A 15,237-nucleotide genomic window follows, 5' to 3' on the forward strand; every position below is an offset into this window, starting at 1 on the left:
TTCCTCCAGAAGGTATCGGGGTATGCCACGGCGGGGCCGCAGCATGACGGTCAGGGGATCCTGCCGTGTGGTTATCATGATCGTCACCGGACCGCGGCCGACCGGTCGGCCGCGGTCCGGAGTGACAAATGTCGTTGATTATACGCAGTCGGGCCGGTGACACGAAATATCCGGTACCGCTGATGCCCTGTGCGGGGCGGGTACCGGATGTCTCAGGTGCTGCCGGGGTGTTACTTGACGGCTGCGCGGGTGCGGGTGCGGCCGCGGGTGCGGCGACGCTTGAGTGCACGGCGCTCGTCCTCGCTCATGCCGCCCCAGACGCCGGCGTCCTGGCCGGATTCGAGGGCCCAGGTGAGGCACTCGGAGGTGACGGGGCACCGGTTGCAGACGACCTTCGCGGTTGCGATCTGGGCCAGTGCGGGCCCGGAGTTGCCGACGGGGAAGAAAAGCTCGGGGTCTTCGTCGCGGCAGACTGCCTTGTGACGCCAATCCATGGGTGAATCTCCTTCAGAAGAATATGTGTCCTGTGTCAGACATTCGGCATGGCGGGACACTTTCCGACGGTCGGTGTCTCGGTGTGTCGGGAAGCCGGGCGGTGGGCCGTCCGGGGATGGTCCCCGTGCTGGTTCACCGGGCCGGCCGCGAGTGGTTGGTTCACTCCGGTCATGGTCCCGGCGTCATGCCAGAAAATGAACCCGGGTTTAACGCCGGGTGTCTGTGCTACCGCAAGATAATGACACGTACACATAGGCGCCCGCTAGGGTTCCGCCTCTAAAAGTGGCGAAGATCACACCTTGTCGTTGTCTACAGGTGACACAACATCGATGACATCGGCGTGGGAACTGAGCCGCAACTTCTTTGTTTTGCCCGCAGATTCACCGTCTACCTGCCACTTCAATGGTCTCGGGGAGGTGAGTGTGAGCTCACTAATATCGTCAACCCGAATCTCCCGGAGGTCCACCCGTAGTGGCCGCCAGACCCTGTTCCCGATGCCTGCGCCGTGCAGCAGCGCCACCAGCCCACCGGGCCCCTCGATGTCCCGGAGCGCATAGAGGGACAGCCCCGCGTCGAGCTTCTGCTCCGGATTGGTCACCACCGCCATCGGGCCCGCGTACGTCCAGGGATTCGTGTTGGACACGATGAGGAAGGGGACCTTGCTGCCCGTGCGGAGACCCTCGGCGGAGTTCGCCGCGTAGGTGATGGCGGGAGGACGGCGCCGGAGCCGCTGCCAGGCGGTCGCCGTCACCATCGCGTACCGCCACGGTGTCGCCGACTTCCCGGCGTCCCGCAGATCCTCCATGAGGGCGATGACGTTCGCGTCCAGACCAAATCCCGCGTTCACGCAGAACCAGCGGTCCTCGACCCGTCCGAGCGGAAGACGCCGGTACGTGTCGGAGACAATGAGGTCGCGCACCTGAGCCGCGGCCGCGGCGGGTTCGTTGGGCAGGCCCAGTGCGCGGGCGAACACGTTGGCGGATCCCGTCGGCACCACCGCGATCTTCGGCAGCTCACCGGGGCCGGGGCGACTCTCCGGATCGTGTCCCAGGAGCCCGTTGATCACCTCGTTGACCGTCCCGTCCCCGCCGACGACGACCACGACGTCGACGTCCTCACGCGTCAGGCCCCCGCAGATGTCCTCCGCGTGCCCCGAGTACTGGGTGAACACCGAGGTCAGCTCCGTCGCCTCCAGGAGGGGGGTCACCACCTGTCGGGTTACCTGGGACGTCAGGGCCGTCGAGTTGGGGTTGGAGAGCATCAAGGCACGCATGGCGTCGAGTGTAACCCCGCGCACACGGAAGGGGTGCACCCACGCGGTACGCTTGGGGAGTGACTGATTCCCACCGCGACGTGCCCACTTCCCCGTCCGTGTCCCCGGAAACCGGCGACACGGCAGAATCCCGCAAGCCGCCGGCGGACATCCGGCGGGCCGGGGTACTCGGTATCTGTGAGTCCTTGGTCGGGCTCGCCTACGCGGTGTTCCTCGTCTTCCGCGAGATCACCGGGCAGCATGACTACGGCACGGTCACCTCGGACGGCAGCGAGAACGTCTTCGTCGGTTACGGGACCGCCGCGTTCTTCGTCGCGGTGTTCGGGACCGTGGCCGCCGCGGGCTTCGCTCTCCGGCGGGGACGCCGGTGGGGGCGGGGCCCGGTGGTCATCCTCCAGATGCTGCTGCTGCCTGTCTCCTGGTACATCGCCTCCGCGGGCCTGATCGTCCCCGCGGTCATCGTCGCGGCGTGCGCGCTGACCGGTCTCTATCTCACCTTCAACGGGAGATCGCTCAGCTGGGCGGCCGGCGTCTTCAGCTGACGAGCGCCACGACCTCCCCGCCGTCGCCCCGCTTCTCCACGAGCACGTCTCCGACGAGGGACAGGGTCACCTGCCCGCTGTAGCCGCCACGGTCCACCGGGATGACCCGTTCGATCTCCTCCGTGTCCCAGTTGGCCACCGCGATCCCCTCCGCCGTGGGATAGAGCAACCGGTCGCCGACGGCGACACCCGTGCCCAGGGCATCCTGGAAGTAGTGGTCGAGGATCAGTGCCTCGGGCTTGAAGAGGTAGAGGCGAACTCCGTCGAACCACGTCAGATGGTGCGGCAGGTCAGCGACGACGGGGGAGAACAGCTCCCCGGATGAATCGACCAGGGGCGACGGGGGCACCACGGCGACACCGGTCTCGTTGCCGTCGAGGTTGAAGCCCGTCATCCGCGGCTGTTCCCCGCCCGCTGAATCTCGGTAGACCACGGCGCCGGCCTCGCCCGCCGCGACGACCTCGGCCCGGGTTCCGCCCAGGAAGACCTGGGTCTTGATCTCCGGCTTCCGGGAGTCATCCGGGACCCGATCCTGCATTCTGAGCCAGTACCCCGCCCCCTGGCCCTCGCTCGGGGGACAGTACTCGACCACGGAGAGGAGATCCTTGCGGGTCAGCGCCGAACTGATGGTGCAGTCCTCGTTCGGCTGCATGTTCGGTTCCTGCTTGGCCTCCACGTCGCCGTACTCGACGGTGCGCACGAGATCGTTGCGCCAGAGCTCCACCCGGTCGCGGGAAACGATGCCCACCGCGTCGTTCGAGCGGACCGGAACGGTCTCGTCCGAGGTGACGGCGGACCGTGCCGCCCGGTACTCGCCGCTGGCGGCGTCGAGCCCGATGACGTCCCCGCACCCGACACCCGTCCGGTACGTGACGTAGACCCGGTCGAAGGCTGTGCTCACGGAGCAGATCTCGTGGTTGTCGCGGTGGTAGGACCAGACGGTGTCACCGGTCGCCGGGGCGGTGGCGGTCAGGGTGCCGCCCTCCGCGGTGAAGACGAGCCCGGCCGCGGCCTGGACCTGCGGCTGTGCCGGGACGGCGGAGTCCGTGGCGCGCCATGCCTCGTGCACCTGCGCGGGTGCTGCGGCGGGGGCTGCCGCCGCCACGTGGGGCTCGGTGGCGGTCTGCAGGTCCGCCGCCCGGTTCTCCGAGGTCAACCACACGGTACCGACACTGAGGAGCGCCACCGCTGTGATCACCCCGGTCGCGATGAGATCCCGCCGGCTGCGCTGCAGGATGACGGTGCCTTTCTCCGGGGCTCCGGTGGAGAAGTCGCTCATCGCCGTCCTCCCCGTCCGCCGCGGGAGCCGGTGTCCCGGCCGTGGCGGGGACCTCCGCCGCCGCCACCGGAGGGGCGGTCACGGTGCGGCCGACGGCCGGCCGACCGGGCGCCCGCGGGCCGGGTGACGGAGGGGCCTCCGAAGACCTTGCGCGCGGGCCCGACGCTCTCTCCGGCGCCCTCGGGGATGTCGAGCGCCTCGTAGAGCTCCGGCGAGGTGGAGAACCAGGCCGGAGGCTCCGGCTGCCCGAGATCGAGTTCCTTGTTGATCAGGTCCCACTTCACGAGCTCGTCGTATCCGACGAGCGTGATCGCGGTCCCGGTGTGCCCCGCACGGCCGGTCCGGCCGATCCGGTGGACGTAGGTCATCTCGTCGTCCGGGGTCTGGTAGTTGATCACGTGGGTCACGTCGTCGATGTCGATTCCGCGCGCCGCGACGTCCGTGGCGACGAGGATCTCCACGGCACCCTCACGGAACGCGTTGAGCGACTTCTCCCGCGCCGGCTGACCCATGTCGCCGTGGACGGCACCCACCGCGAATCCCTTCGCGGCGAGATCCTCGGCGATCGTGGCGCAGTTGCGCTTGGTCCGGGCGAAGATGATCGTACGGCCCCGGCCCCGGCTCTGGAGCACCCGGGCCAGAACAGCCGTCTTGTCCATCCGGTGTGCCTGGAAGACGACCTGGCGCGTACTGGCGTGGGTCGCGGCCGCCCCGACCTCCTCCGCCCGGATGTGCACCGGGCGATCCATGAAGGTCCTGGCCAGGGCGATGATGGGCCCGGGCATGGTCGCCGAGAACAACATCGTCTGGTGCTTGTGGGTCAGTGCCTTCAGCAGTTTCTCGATGTCGGGGAGGAATCCGAGATCAAGCATCTCGTCGGCCTCATCGAGCACGAGGACGGCGACGTGGTCGAGTTTCAGGCAGCCGCGGTTGTACAGGTCGATCAGACGACCGGGCGTGCCGACCACCACGTCGATGCCGGCGTCGAGCGCCTCGATCTGCTCGTCGTAGGGCCGGCCACCGTAGATCGTCAGGATGCGCACGGGCAGATTCGTCGCGGCGCTCCGGAGATCCTCACCAACCTGCACCGCGAGTTCACGCGTGGGGGTGACCACGAGGGCACGCGGGGTCCCGTCCAGTTCCTCGACGTCGGCGTCATCGAAGACCCTGTCGAGGAGCGGGACACCGAAACCCATCGTCTTGCCCATGCCCGTGCGCGCCTGCCCGATGAGGTCCTTCCCGGCGAGCGCGAGCGGGAGAGTCAGCTCCTGGATGGCGAAGGTCCGGACCATGCCGGCGTCAGCCAGGGCATCGGTGATCTCCTTGGCGACGCCGAGTTCGGCGAACGTTGGCTTCTGCTTCTGTTCAGACACCCCTTCATAGTATCCACGTCGATGCCCGGTATACACCCCGGTGCCCACCGCGCCCCGGGCCCACCTTCGCCCGGACGGCCCGAGCGGCCGGTCCGGGCCCGCGTGTGCGCCCGAATCCGCGGGCGCGTAGGCTCCCGATGGACACCCTTTCACCTTCGTGCACTCCCGCCGGACCCCCGTCGGGTCGATCCGGCCGGGTCCGTGGGCACGATGAAATCTGAACGAACCCGAGGAGACACGACGTGGACATCAAGATCGGTTTTTCCGACACCGCCCGCGAAGTAGTGGTCAGCACCGATGAGGAACAGGACGCCATCATCGAGCAGGTCACCGAGGCCCTGGCCGATGACGGGGGCGTCCTCCGGCTCACCGACGACAAGGGACGCGTCGTCCTGGCGCGCAACAGCCGCATCGCCTACGTCGAGGTCGGGACGGCGACGTCACGCCCCGTCGGATTCCTGCACTGACCGACTGACGCCGGGCCTGTCGACACCACCGGGAACGGCCACCCACCGCAACTGGAGAGACCTGAAGAGACGTGGAACCGATGCTTGTACGCTTCGCCCGTGAATACGGATGGCGCGCCTACGCTATCCCGGTGCTCATCGTGATCACCGTCTGGGTACTGGTCAGCATCTTCACCACCGATGCGCGGGAGGCGGCCGCGCCACAGGCCGATCCGCGTGCAGGCTCCACGACCGGGGACGCACGTGTCCGGATGACCTCCGCGGCGCCGACGGATGATTCCGGCGTCGTCGACACCGGGCTCGGCGGTGGACCGAATCCCGCCGATGCCCGGCGGCCCGAACTGCCCAACGGGGAACTTCCGCCCGGTGCCCCCTACACGGAGAAGGGCACCGGGGAGTTCCGCACCGTCGGCTACGCCGGTCCGCCGCTCGGCAGTGGGGAGAAGACCTTCACGTACGTCGTGGAGATCGAGGAGGGCGTGGACGGATCCGTCTACGGGGGCGACGACGCCGTAGCGGCGATGGTCGACGCGACCCTCGCGGACCCCCGGGGATGGAGTGCCGACCCCCGCTTCGCGTTCCAGCACATCGACGGCAGTGACCCTCGCACCCCGGATCTCCGGATCCAGCTGACGTCCGTCGGCACCACCCACGAACTGTGCGGCCAGTCGTTGGAGATGGAGACCAGCTGCTTCTACTCCGACGGCAACCGGGTCCTGCTCAACGAGTCCCGCTGGATCCGCGGCGCCCTGCCCTTCGGCGGGGACCTCGGTTCCTACCGCCAGTACCTCATCAACCACGAGGTCGGGCACGGCATCGGCTTCGCCGCGCACGAACCCTGCGGCGGCGACGGTGAACTGGCCCCGGTGATGATGCAGCAGACCCTGTCGCTGTCCAACTCCGTCCTCACCGGCATCAGCCCGACCGAGGTCTACCCGGACGATGGGGCGGTGTGCCGCTACAACCCCTGGCCCTACCCTCATGCCTGACACCGCACTTCCCGTACAGCCGGTCGAACTGCCCGAAGGTGCCGCCGAGCGGTACGCGAGGCACCTGAGCCTTCCCGGGATCGGACTGGTGGGGCAGCAGCGACTCGTCGGCGCCAGGGTCCTGTGCGTCGGTGCCGGTGGCCTGGGGTCCCCGATCCTCCAGTACCTCGCCGCCGCCGGCGTCGGGACACTCGGGGTCGTCGACGACGATGTCGTCGACCTGAGCAACCTGCAGCGCCAGATCATCCACCCCGCCTCCGCGGTCGGCGCACCCAAGGTACGTTCTGCGGCGCAGTTCATCGCGGACCTCAACCCGCTGGTCACCGTACGGACCTTCGACACCAGGCTCACCCGGGACACGATCGGGGAGATCCTCGACGGACTGGACCCGCACATCGTCGTCGACGGTTCCGACAACTTCGCCACCCGGTACCTCGTGGCCGACACGTGCGCCGACCGGGCCATCCCACTGGTCTGGGGCTCGATCAGCCGGTTCTCCGGTCAGGTGTCCGTCTTCGACGACGGCCACACCCTCCGCGATCTCTACCCCGAACCGCCCGAACCGGGCACCGTGCCGACCTGCGCCGAGGGTGGCGTGTTCGGGGTGCTGCCCGGGGTCATCGGCACGATCATGGCCACCGAGGTGATCAAACTCGTCACAGGAACGGGGACACCGCTGATCGGCCGGCTCGCGCTCTGGGACGGGGCGGAGGCGACCATGCGCACCGTCTGTTTCGAGCCCCAGCGGGGATCCGTGGCGCTGCGGCACACGACCCCGCCGGAGCGGGAGCAGGTCTGCACACCCGCACCCGTCGTCACCCCGGACGGGATCCGCGAGACCCCGGTGGCCCGGTGGCCCGAGCTCACCGGGAGCGGTGTCCGGCTCGTCGACGTGCGGGAACCCCACGAATGGGCCGGTGGTGTCCTCGGTGACCCGCTCCGGTTGCCGCTGAGCACCCTGAAGACCGGCACCCTCGGCTCCCTGGACGACCTGCCCCGGGACACGCCGCTGGCCGTCTACTGCGCCGCCGGGATCCGTTCCCGGGCGGCGGCCCTCCTGCTCGACCGCGCGGGATTCACGGATGTCGTGTCCCTGTCCGGCGGCATCAACGCCTGGTGGCTCCGACGGTGAGCGGCCGGTGAACCGCCACGTCCCTTCCCGCGGCCCCGGGCCCGGGCGGTAACGTGACTGGCATGGACAACACCCCTCCGGAACTGCCTGACTACGTCTGCGGCATCTTCCGCGCCTCCGACCGGACACCGCAGCCCCTCGGTCCCGCCTGGGACAACGGTTGGCTGGTGGACCAGACGGTGATCAGCCGGGTTCTCGACCCGGTCGCCGCTAGCTGGTCGGCCAAGGTCCGGGAACAGCTGCACCCGGAGGGCGTCCGACCGGTCCGACCCGTACGGTCGACCGATGGCCGCTACGTCGTGTCCGGCTGGCGTGCCTCCACCTTCATCGAGGGTGAACCGGTCGCCAGGGTCGACGAGACGGTCGCCGCGGCACTGCGGCTGGCGGACGCGCTCGCGCCGCTGCCCGTCCCCGAGCACCTCACCGCACCCGTGGGAACCCCGGACGGCGTCACCGACCTGTTCGCGGTCGCGGACCGCGCCGCCTGGTCCTCCGACCCGGCATCCGTCCTCGCCCCGGCACTCGGGCTCGACGCCACCGCCAGTGAGACCCAGCGCGCCGGGATGACCATGGCCGCACTGGTCACCAGGACCATCGAACCGGTCGGCGGAGCCCGCCAGGTCGGTCACGCGGACATGTACGCGACGACGTTGTTCTCCGGGGATCTGCCGCCGGTGGTGACCGACATCGTCGGTGTCGCGCACCCGCACGGCTACACCGCCGCGCAGGTCATCGTCGACGCCCTGGTCGCCGGTGAGGTCGATGACGGCATCATCGCCCGCTACTCCCACCTGCCCGACATCGGGCAGCTGATGCGGCGAGCGCTGCTCTACCGGCTCTATCTCCACGCCCTGCTGGAGGACGCCGATCCGAACGTGAGTGCGAAACTCGCCCGGGTCGTCGAACTCCTCCTGTCCGGCGACACCGACACACTGTGACCCATGTCTGAAACCCGATCCACCGCCGGTGGCGGTGCGTGGAACCACCTCGCGCCGCCACCGAACCCGACCGTCAGACTGCGTCGTTCCACGGCGCAACCACAGCCTCCGGTACGGACCTGGGGCCCGGACGCACGGCGCCTGATCGACTGCGGGGAGGGAACGTGGCGGGTCACCGGCGCCGCCGGTCACGGGGTCAGCGCACTGTTGATCGACACCGCCCTGGCCCGGTTGCGTGAGGGGGTTGACCCGGACGGCCTGATGATCGTCACCCCGTCGAAGGAGGCCGCGGGCCGGCTCCGCAGACAGCTCGCCGACCGGCTGCGCGAGATTCCCGGCTTCGCGGGTTCCGCGCCCCTCGTCCGCTCCGCACCGTCGTTCGCCTTCGCGCTGCTCAGGGCGGCGGCCGTCCGCGCCGGCGATCAGGCACCCCGGCTCATCACCGGTGCGGAACAGGACGCCGTGATCCGGGAGCTCCTCGCCGGTCACGCCGAGGACGGGCTCGGCAGCTGGCCCGCGGGACTCCGGCCCGCCCTGACCCTGGTCGGCTTCGCCCGCCAGCTCCGCGACTTCCTGCTCCGTGCCGTCGAGCGTGGCCTGGGGCCGGAGGATCTCGTGCGCCTCGGGATGGAGCACGGGCGTCCCGCGTGGCGGGCGGCGGGCGACTTCCTCCGCGAGTACGAGCAGACGATGGCCCTCGGGGGAGTGCGCCGCTACAACGCCTCCGAACTGGTCACCGTCGCCATCGAGTCCCTCGCCCTCGACGACGGCCTGCTGGAACGACAGCGCGCCGCGCTGCACACCCTCCTCATCGACGACGCACAGAACCTCGACCCGCGCACCGCCGAGCTGCTGGACCTGTTCATCCCCTCCACCCGGCTGACCGTCATCGCCGGCGATCCGGGGCAGGCGGTGTTCCGCTTCCGCGGCGCCGACCCCGACTTCCTCACGCAGCACCCCTGCACGGACGAACTCGTCCTGGACACCCCGCACCGGGCGCCGGCCCACCGCGGCGCGGTGATCTGCGACAGTGCCGCCGCCCAGGACGGGGCCGTGGCCGACACCCTCCGCCGCGCCCACCTCATGGACGGGGTCCCGTGGCCCCGGATGGCGGTGATCGTCCGCTCCACCGGGGCCCTGAGCGCGATCCGGCGGGCGCTGCTCGCCGCCGGGGTACCCGTGCAGCTCGATCCCACCGACACCGTCCTGGCCGAGCAGCGGCTCGTCTCCGCGATCCTGCTGGCCGCCCGCGCCCTCGACGGCCCGCTGGAACGCACCGAGGTCGAGGAGCTCGTCCTCGGCCCCGTCGGCGGCGCCGATCCCGTCACGCTCCGCCGTCTGCTGCGCGGACTGCGCCAGGCCGAACTTCGGCGTGGCGGGCGACGCCGGGCCGTCGACGTGCTCGCCGAGCTGGTCCTCCCGCACGGCTCCGCCGTGGCGAATCCGGATCCCGCTCCCGCGGACGGCGGGGTCAGCGCCACCGATTTCCTCACCGAACGGGAGACCGACATACTCGACCGGGTCCGCTCCGTCCTCACCGCCGGCACGGAGGCGCAGCGTGGGGGAGGGTCGGTGGAGCTCGTCCTGTGGGAACTGTGGAACGCCACCGGGCTGGCGGACCGGCTCGCCGCCGCATCTCTGCGCGGAGGCACCGCCGGGTCCCAGGCCGACCGCGATCTCGACGCGATGATGGCCCTGTTCGACGCCGCCGGAGACTTCGTCGAACGGCGCCCCACCGCGGGCACCGCCGCCTTCGTCCGGCACATCGGTGACCAGCAGCTCCCGACCGGCGCCCGCGACCGGCGCGGGGTCGAACCCGACGCAGTCCACCTGCTCACCGCGCACGCCGCAGGCGGCAGGGAATGGCACACCGTCGTCGTCGCCGGAGTCCAGGAGGGCACCTGGCCCACCACCTCGGAGACGGGGACCCTGTTCGGCCAGGAGGAACTCGTGGACCTCCTCGACGACGGCATCGACCCCGACGTCCACATCTCCCGCGCCGTGGAACGCCTCGCCGAGGAACGGCGCCTGTTCCATCTGGCGTGCACCCGTGCCACCGACACCCTGCTGGTAACGGCCCTCGACACCCCGGAGGGCAACGAGGTCCTCGAGCCGTCCCGTTTCCTCGAGGAACTCGGCGTGGAGATCCACCGGATGGGCGGCGGACCCCGGGGCGCCGGGGGAGCGGACCCCGGCGACACAGCCGAGATCGACGGAATTCCCTTCGGTACCCGACTGCTGTCGGTCCCGGCCATGGTCGGCGAACTCCGCCGTGCCGTCTGCGACTCCGGTGCACCCGACAGCCGCCGGCGCCAGGCCGCCCGTCAGCTGGCCCGCCTCGCGGAGGCCGGGGTGCCCGGTGCCGGCCCCGATCAGTGGTGGGGGCTCGCCGGGCCGTCCACCGACCGGCCGGTCCGCCCGCGCCGGGACACCGTGACCCTGTCCCCGTCGCAGATCGAACAGATCGCGGCGTGTCCGCTGCGGGCCGTCCTCGGGCGGGTGGACGCCGACGAGGAGATTCCGCTGCACCTGATCGCCGGAATCCTCGCCCACGGTTTCGCCGAGGCTGTGGGGTCTGGTGCGGAACGGGAAGCGGCCGAACGGCTGGTGCGTGACGCCTACACCCGTGTCCTCGAACTCAACGGCACCCCGGACTGGCGGACCCCGATCGACCTCGCCGCCTGGGACCGGCTCATCGGACGCACCGCAGACTGGCTCACGATCTCCCGCTCGGTGTTCACCGCCGTCGGGGTGGAGGTCCCCGTGTCCGTGACGGTGGGCACCACCGGGGACGGTCGGGACCTGGTCATCAACGGACGGATGGACCGCCTGGAACGCACCGCGGACGGAGCCCTCGTCGTCGTCGACCTGAAGACCGGCGCCCACCCACCCACCCAGAAGTCGATGGGGGAGCACGCGCAGCTCGCCGCCTACCAGCTCGCCCTGTCGCGGGGGAAGGTCGTCCCCGACACCACCGCCGGTGGCGGACCCGGTCGGGTCCGCGTGACTGACGCCGACACCTCAGGCTCCGCCGAATCCGTCGGCGGCGGCGTCCTCGTATACCCGGGCACCACGACCGCGAAGATCACCACCCGCGACCAGGCCGCCAAGACCCCGGAGGAACTCGCCGAGCTCGCCGCCACCCTGCCCCGGCTCGCCGCCTCGGTGACCGGCCCCCGGCTCGCCGCCCGGATCAACGAATCCTGCGAACGGTGCTCCCTGCGCCGAATGTGCCCCGCACAGGAGGAAGGACGGGTGCTCACCGATGCCCGCTGAGAAACTCTCCCCGGTACTCCTGTCCCGGTGGCTCGGCCAGGAACACGCCCCCACCGACCAGCAGGCCGCCATCATCAGCGCTGATCCCGGCCCCCTCCTCGTCGTCGCCGGCGCCGGTGCGGGCAAGACCGAGACGATGGCCGCCCGGGTGGTGTGGCTCGTCGCCTCCGGCCTCGCCGCCCCCGACCAGGTTCTCGGCCTCACGTTCACCCGGAAAGCCGCCCAGCAGCTCTCCCAGCGCATCCGCGCCAGGCTGGCGACCCTCGCCGGGATCCCGCGCCTCCGCGACCTCGACCCCACCGGCACCCTCGAGCACAATCTCCGGGCCATCACCCCGACCGTGTCCACCTACGACTCCTACGCCGGCCGGCTCATCGGCGAATACGGCCTGCTGCTCCCCGTGGAACCCTCCGCCCGGCTGATCACCCGCACCGAGCTCTTCCAGATCGCCTGGGACCTCGTCGGCTCCTACCGCGGTGAGCTGCCCATGGAGACCGGGCGCGCCCACATCGTCGACACCCTGCTGGCGCTCTCCGCCGACATGGACAACCACATGGTCGACGCCGCCGGCATCACGGAGGAGACCGACCCCTTCGTCAGCCTCTTCGACGAACTGCCGCCGGGGCCACGGCAGAAGGAGAAGCTCGCGCAGAAGACCGCGAAGATCAGGGAGCGGCAGCTGCTGCGGCTCGCGCTCCTCCCGCTCGTCGGACAACTGCGTGCCGAACTCACCCGCCGCAACGTCATCACCTTCGGCGAGCAGATGTCCCTCGCCGCCCGGCTCGCCTCCACACACCCCGAGGTCGGCTACAGCCAGCGCCGCCGCTTCCGCGTCGTCATGCTCGACGAGTACCAGGACACCTCGCACTCCCAGCGGGTGCTGCTGTCCAGCCTCTTCGGCGGCACCGACCCCTCCCTGACGGTCACCGCCGTCGGGGATCCCATGCAGTCGATCTACGGCTGGCGGGGTGCGACCGCGGCCAATCTCACGCGCTTCGTCACCGACTTCCCCCGCATCGACCGGCACGACCCCACCGCCCCGCCGCAGCCGGCACCGAAGATGGAGCTCATCACCAGCTGGCGCAACCCACCCGAGATCCTCACCGCGGCCAATGCCGTCTCGCGCAGCGTCCTCGGCCCGGCGAACGGCCCCGACCGGGCCGTCCAGCCGCTCCGGCCCCGCCCCGGCTCACCCGCGGGAACCCTCCGGCTGGGCTGGTTCGCCGACGCCGCCTCCGAGATCGCCTGGCTCGCGGACCGGCTCGCCGCCGACTACGCGGACCGTCGCGCCGGGGGAGAGACGTTCACCGGTGCCGTCCTCGTGCGCAAGCGGAAACACTCCGCCGCCATCGCCGCCGAACTCGGGGAACGCGGTGTCCCCGTCGAGATCGTCGGGCTCGGCGGGCTCCTCGACATCCCCGAGGTCGCCGATCTCGTGGCCTTCGCGACGATGCTGGTCCGCCCCGGGGACAACCGGGCGGCACTCCGCATCCTCACCGGCCCCCACGTCGGTCTGGGGGCCGCCGACGTCCTCGCCCTCGCGGGCCGTGCGGCCAATCTCACCGGCCGCGCGACCGGCGGCTCCGACAGCGGGCGTGGCGACGACCGGAGCCGCATCCCGGATGCGGGGGACGACACCCCCGACGACCCGGCACTCGCCCGGCTCCGTGACATCATCGCCGAAGCCCTGCCCGCCGGGGACGACACCGCCACCGCCGGTCTCACCGACGCCGTCGCCGATCTGGGAGAACCCGAGCGCTACAGCCCGGAGGGCCTGGCCCGGCTCCGTCGGCTGGCCTCCCACCTCCGTCACCTGCGCACCCGCTCCCTGGGACACGACCTGCCCGAGATCTTCGGCGACATCGAACGGATCACCGGGATCCGCACCGAGGTCCTCGCCCGAACCGACCCGTACGCCGACGGCGCCGCCGGAACCGTGCACCTCGACCGCTTCCACGAGCACGTCGCCTCCTTCGCCCAGATCCCCGGGGCGACTCTGCGCAGCCTCCTGGACCACCTCGCCCTCGCCCGCGAACAGGAGGAGGGACTCGAACCCGGCGAAGTGCGGGTCAACGCCGACCGCGTGCAGATCCTCACCGTGCACAAGGCCAAGGGACTCGAGTGGGACACCGTCGCCGTCCTCCACGCCGACAACCGCACCTACACCGACGCCTCCTCGCCCCGCGTCACCGTCGAGACCTGGCTCACCGACATCACGAAGGTCCCGGCGACCCTGCGGGGTGACGCCCGCGAGGACGGCGCCGACAGCGTCGGCAGCCCCGTCCTGGACACAGTCGACGTGGAGAACCGGAAGGACCTGGAGACCGCGATGGAGGAGCACCGTGCGCAGTTCCGCACCGCGCTCGAGGAGGAGAACACCCGCCTGTTCTACGTCGCCCTGACCCGCTCCGAGCGACTGCTCTACGTCACCGGTTCCGGGATGAGCGACACCGGCACGACCGCGGCCCCCTACGTCCACCTCGACGCCATCCGCCGCGACCAGCCCGACACCGTCGCGCACTGGCACGAACCGGAGGCGCAGGATGCCGGAACCTCCACCGGTAGCGGACCGGCGACGGACGACGGGGAGGCGGCGGGTGCCCCGGACGCCGTGTTCCCGCCCGAGTACCTCGGCGCGCGTGCCGCCGCCGTACGCCGCGGCGCCGAGCTCGTCCGGGCCGCCTCCGTCGACCCGCCCGCGCCGGGCTGCGACGGCGACATCGAGCAGCTCTGGGAGCAGGAGGTCACCGCGCTGATCGAGGAGCAGCGACGCCTGGACACCCCCGTCGTCGACGTGGAGATCGGACGCGAGCTCACCGCCTCCGACCTGGTGGCCGTGTCCCGCGACGCCACCGCCTTCGCCCGCAGGCTCCGCAGGCCGGTGCCCTTCAAACCCAACACCTACGCGAAACGGGGAACCGCCCTCCACCAGTGGATCGAGGACCGCTACGGGTCCACCGGACTACTGGACGAGGACGAGCTTCCCGGGCTCGGGGAGGAGGACATCCGCGGGCCCGAACTGGCACGGCTCAAGGAGGCCTTCCTCGCCAGCGCCTGGGCGCAGCGGACACCCGCCCACGTGGAGCAGCCCTTCGAGATCACCATCGGCGGACACGTCGTCCGCGGCCGGATGGACGCGGTGTTCCACGAGGGGGACGACCCCGCGCGGGGATGGATGGTCGTGGACTGGAAGACCGGGCGACCGCCGACCGGCCGCGACCTCGATTCGGCGGTGGTCCAGCTGGCCGTCTACCGTCTGGCGTGGGCGCAGCTGCTGTCCAGGCGACTGGGGCGCAGCATAGACCCCGCGGAGATCAGGGCCGCTTTCCACTACATCGGCCCCGACCACACCCTCGAGCCGGGTAAGCTACCAGACGCCGGGGAACTGGCGCGGTTGCTGTAGGGTTCCCCACCGTCGGGTGGGCACGCCGCACAACCGGGCTCCACCGGCACCGCGAGACGACCAGAACACG

Annotated in this window: 11 protein-coding genes; 7 read left to right on the forward strand and 4 right to left on the reverse strand. The window is 70.7% G+C overall.

The window, feature by feature from the left end; translation table 11 throughout:
- Positions 1–230: 230 nt before the first annotated feature.
- Entirely contained in the window at positions 231–494 is a 264-nt protein-coding gene (locus JIM95_RS07120; protein WP_200255996.1) for a WhiB family transcriptional regulator, read from the reverse strand.
- Between the two features lie 293 nt (positions 495–787).
- Positions 788–1,768 (reverse strand): diacylglycerol/lipid kinase family protein, encoded by a 981-nt coding sequence (locus JIM95_RS07125; protein ID WP_200255998.1) that lies wholly within the window; start codon positions 1,766–1,768, stop codon positions 788–790.
- Positions 1,769–1,827: 59 nt separating this feature from the next.
- Here JIM95_RS07125 and JIM95_RS07130 point away from each other — a divergent pair, with 59 nt between their 5' ends.
- Positions 1,828–2,310: a hypothetical protein gene (locus JIM95_RS07130; protein WP_200256000.1), complete on the forward strand. Its 483-nt coding sequence runs from the start codon at positions 1,828–1,830 to the stop codon at positions 2,308–2,310.
- Here JIM95_RS07130 and JIM95_RS07135 read toward each other — a convergent pair.
- Together JIM95_RS07135 and JIM95_RS07140 are read right to left on the reverse strand one after the other, a co-directional pair.
- The gene (locus tag JIM95_RS07135) at positions 2,303–3,589 is read right to left on the reverse strand and encodes an Rv3212 family protein (RefSeq protein WP_200256002.1); all 1,287 of its coding nucleotides are present in this window, start codon (positions 3,587–3,589) and stop codon (positions 2,303–2,305) included. The two genes, JIM95_RS07130 and JIM95_RS07135, sit on opposite strands and share 8 nt — an antisense overlap.
- Positions 3,586–4,962 carry a DEAD/DEAH box helicase gene (locus JIM95_RS07140; RefSeq protein WP_200256004.1) on the reverse strand — a complete coding sequence of 459 codons (1,377 nt, stop codon included), beginning with the start codon at positions 4,960–4,962 and terminating at the stop codon, positions 3,586–3,588. Before JIM95_RS07140 ends, JIM95_RS07135 begins: the two co-directional genes overlap by 4 nt.
- A 242-nt stretch (positions 4,963–5,204) precedes the next feature.
- Between JIM95_RS07140 and JIM95_RS07145 the strand changes: the two genes are divergently transcribed.
- The 6 genes from JIM95_RS07145 to JIM95_RS07170 all read left to right on the forward strand — a co-directional run bounded on the left by JIM95_RS07145 (position 5,205) and on the right by JIM95_RS07170 (position 15,167).
- Positions 5,205–5,429 carry a DUF3107 domain-containing protein gene (locus JIM95_RS07145; RefSeq protein ID WP_200256006.1) on the forward strand — a complete coding sequence of 75 codons (225 nt, stop codon included), beginning with the start codon at positions 5,205–5,207 and terminating at the stop codon, positions 5,427–5,429.
- A gap of 80 nt (positions 5,430–5,509) precedes the next feature.
- Positions 5,510–6,418 (forward strand): DUF3152 domain-containing protein, encoded by a 909-nt coding sequence (locus JIM95_RS07150; protein ID WP_200256008.1) that lies wholly within the window; start codon positions 5,510–5,512, stop codon positions 6,416–6,418.
- A complete protein-coding gene (locus JIM95_RS07155; protein WP_200256010.1) occupies positions 6,411–7,550 on the forward strand; it encodes a ThiF family adenylyltransferase in 1,140 nt (379 codons plus the stop codon). Before JIM95_RS07150 ends, JIM95_RS07155 begins: the two co-directional genes overlap by 8 nt.
- A gap of 62 nt (positions 7,551–7,612) precedes the next feature.
- Complete coding sequence (locus tag JIM95_RS07160; RefSeq protein WP_200256012.1) at positions 7,613–8,488, forward strand: TIGR02569 family protein; 876 nt, start codon at positions 7,613–7,615, stop codon at positions 8,486–8,488.
- A 3-nt stretch (positions 8,489–8,491) separates the two neighbouring features.
- The gene (locus JIM95_RS07165; protein ID WP_200256013.1) at positions 8,492–11,764 is read left to right on the forward strand and encodes an ATP-dependent DNA helicase; all 3,273 of its coding nucleotides are present in this window, start codon (positions 8,492–8,494) and stop codon (positions 11,762–11,764) included.
- Positions 11,754–15,167, forward strand: coding sequence for a UvrD-helicase domain-containing protein (locus JIM95_RS07170; protein WP_200256014.1), 3,414 nt, complete (start codon positions 11,754–11,756; stop codon positions 15,165–15,167). The genes JIM95_RS07165 and JIM95_RS07170 overlap by 11 nt, the downstream gene beginning before the upstream one ends.
- Positions 15,168–15,237 lie beyond the last annotated feature (70 nt).

Source organism: Corynebacterium antarcticum, assembly GCF_016595285.2.
Classification (GTDB): domain Bacteria; phylum Actinomycetota; class Actinomycetes; order Mycobacteriales; family Mycobacteriaceae; genus Corynebacterium; species Corynebacterium antarcticum.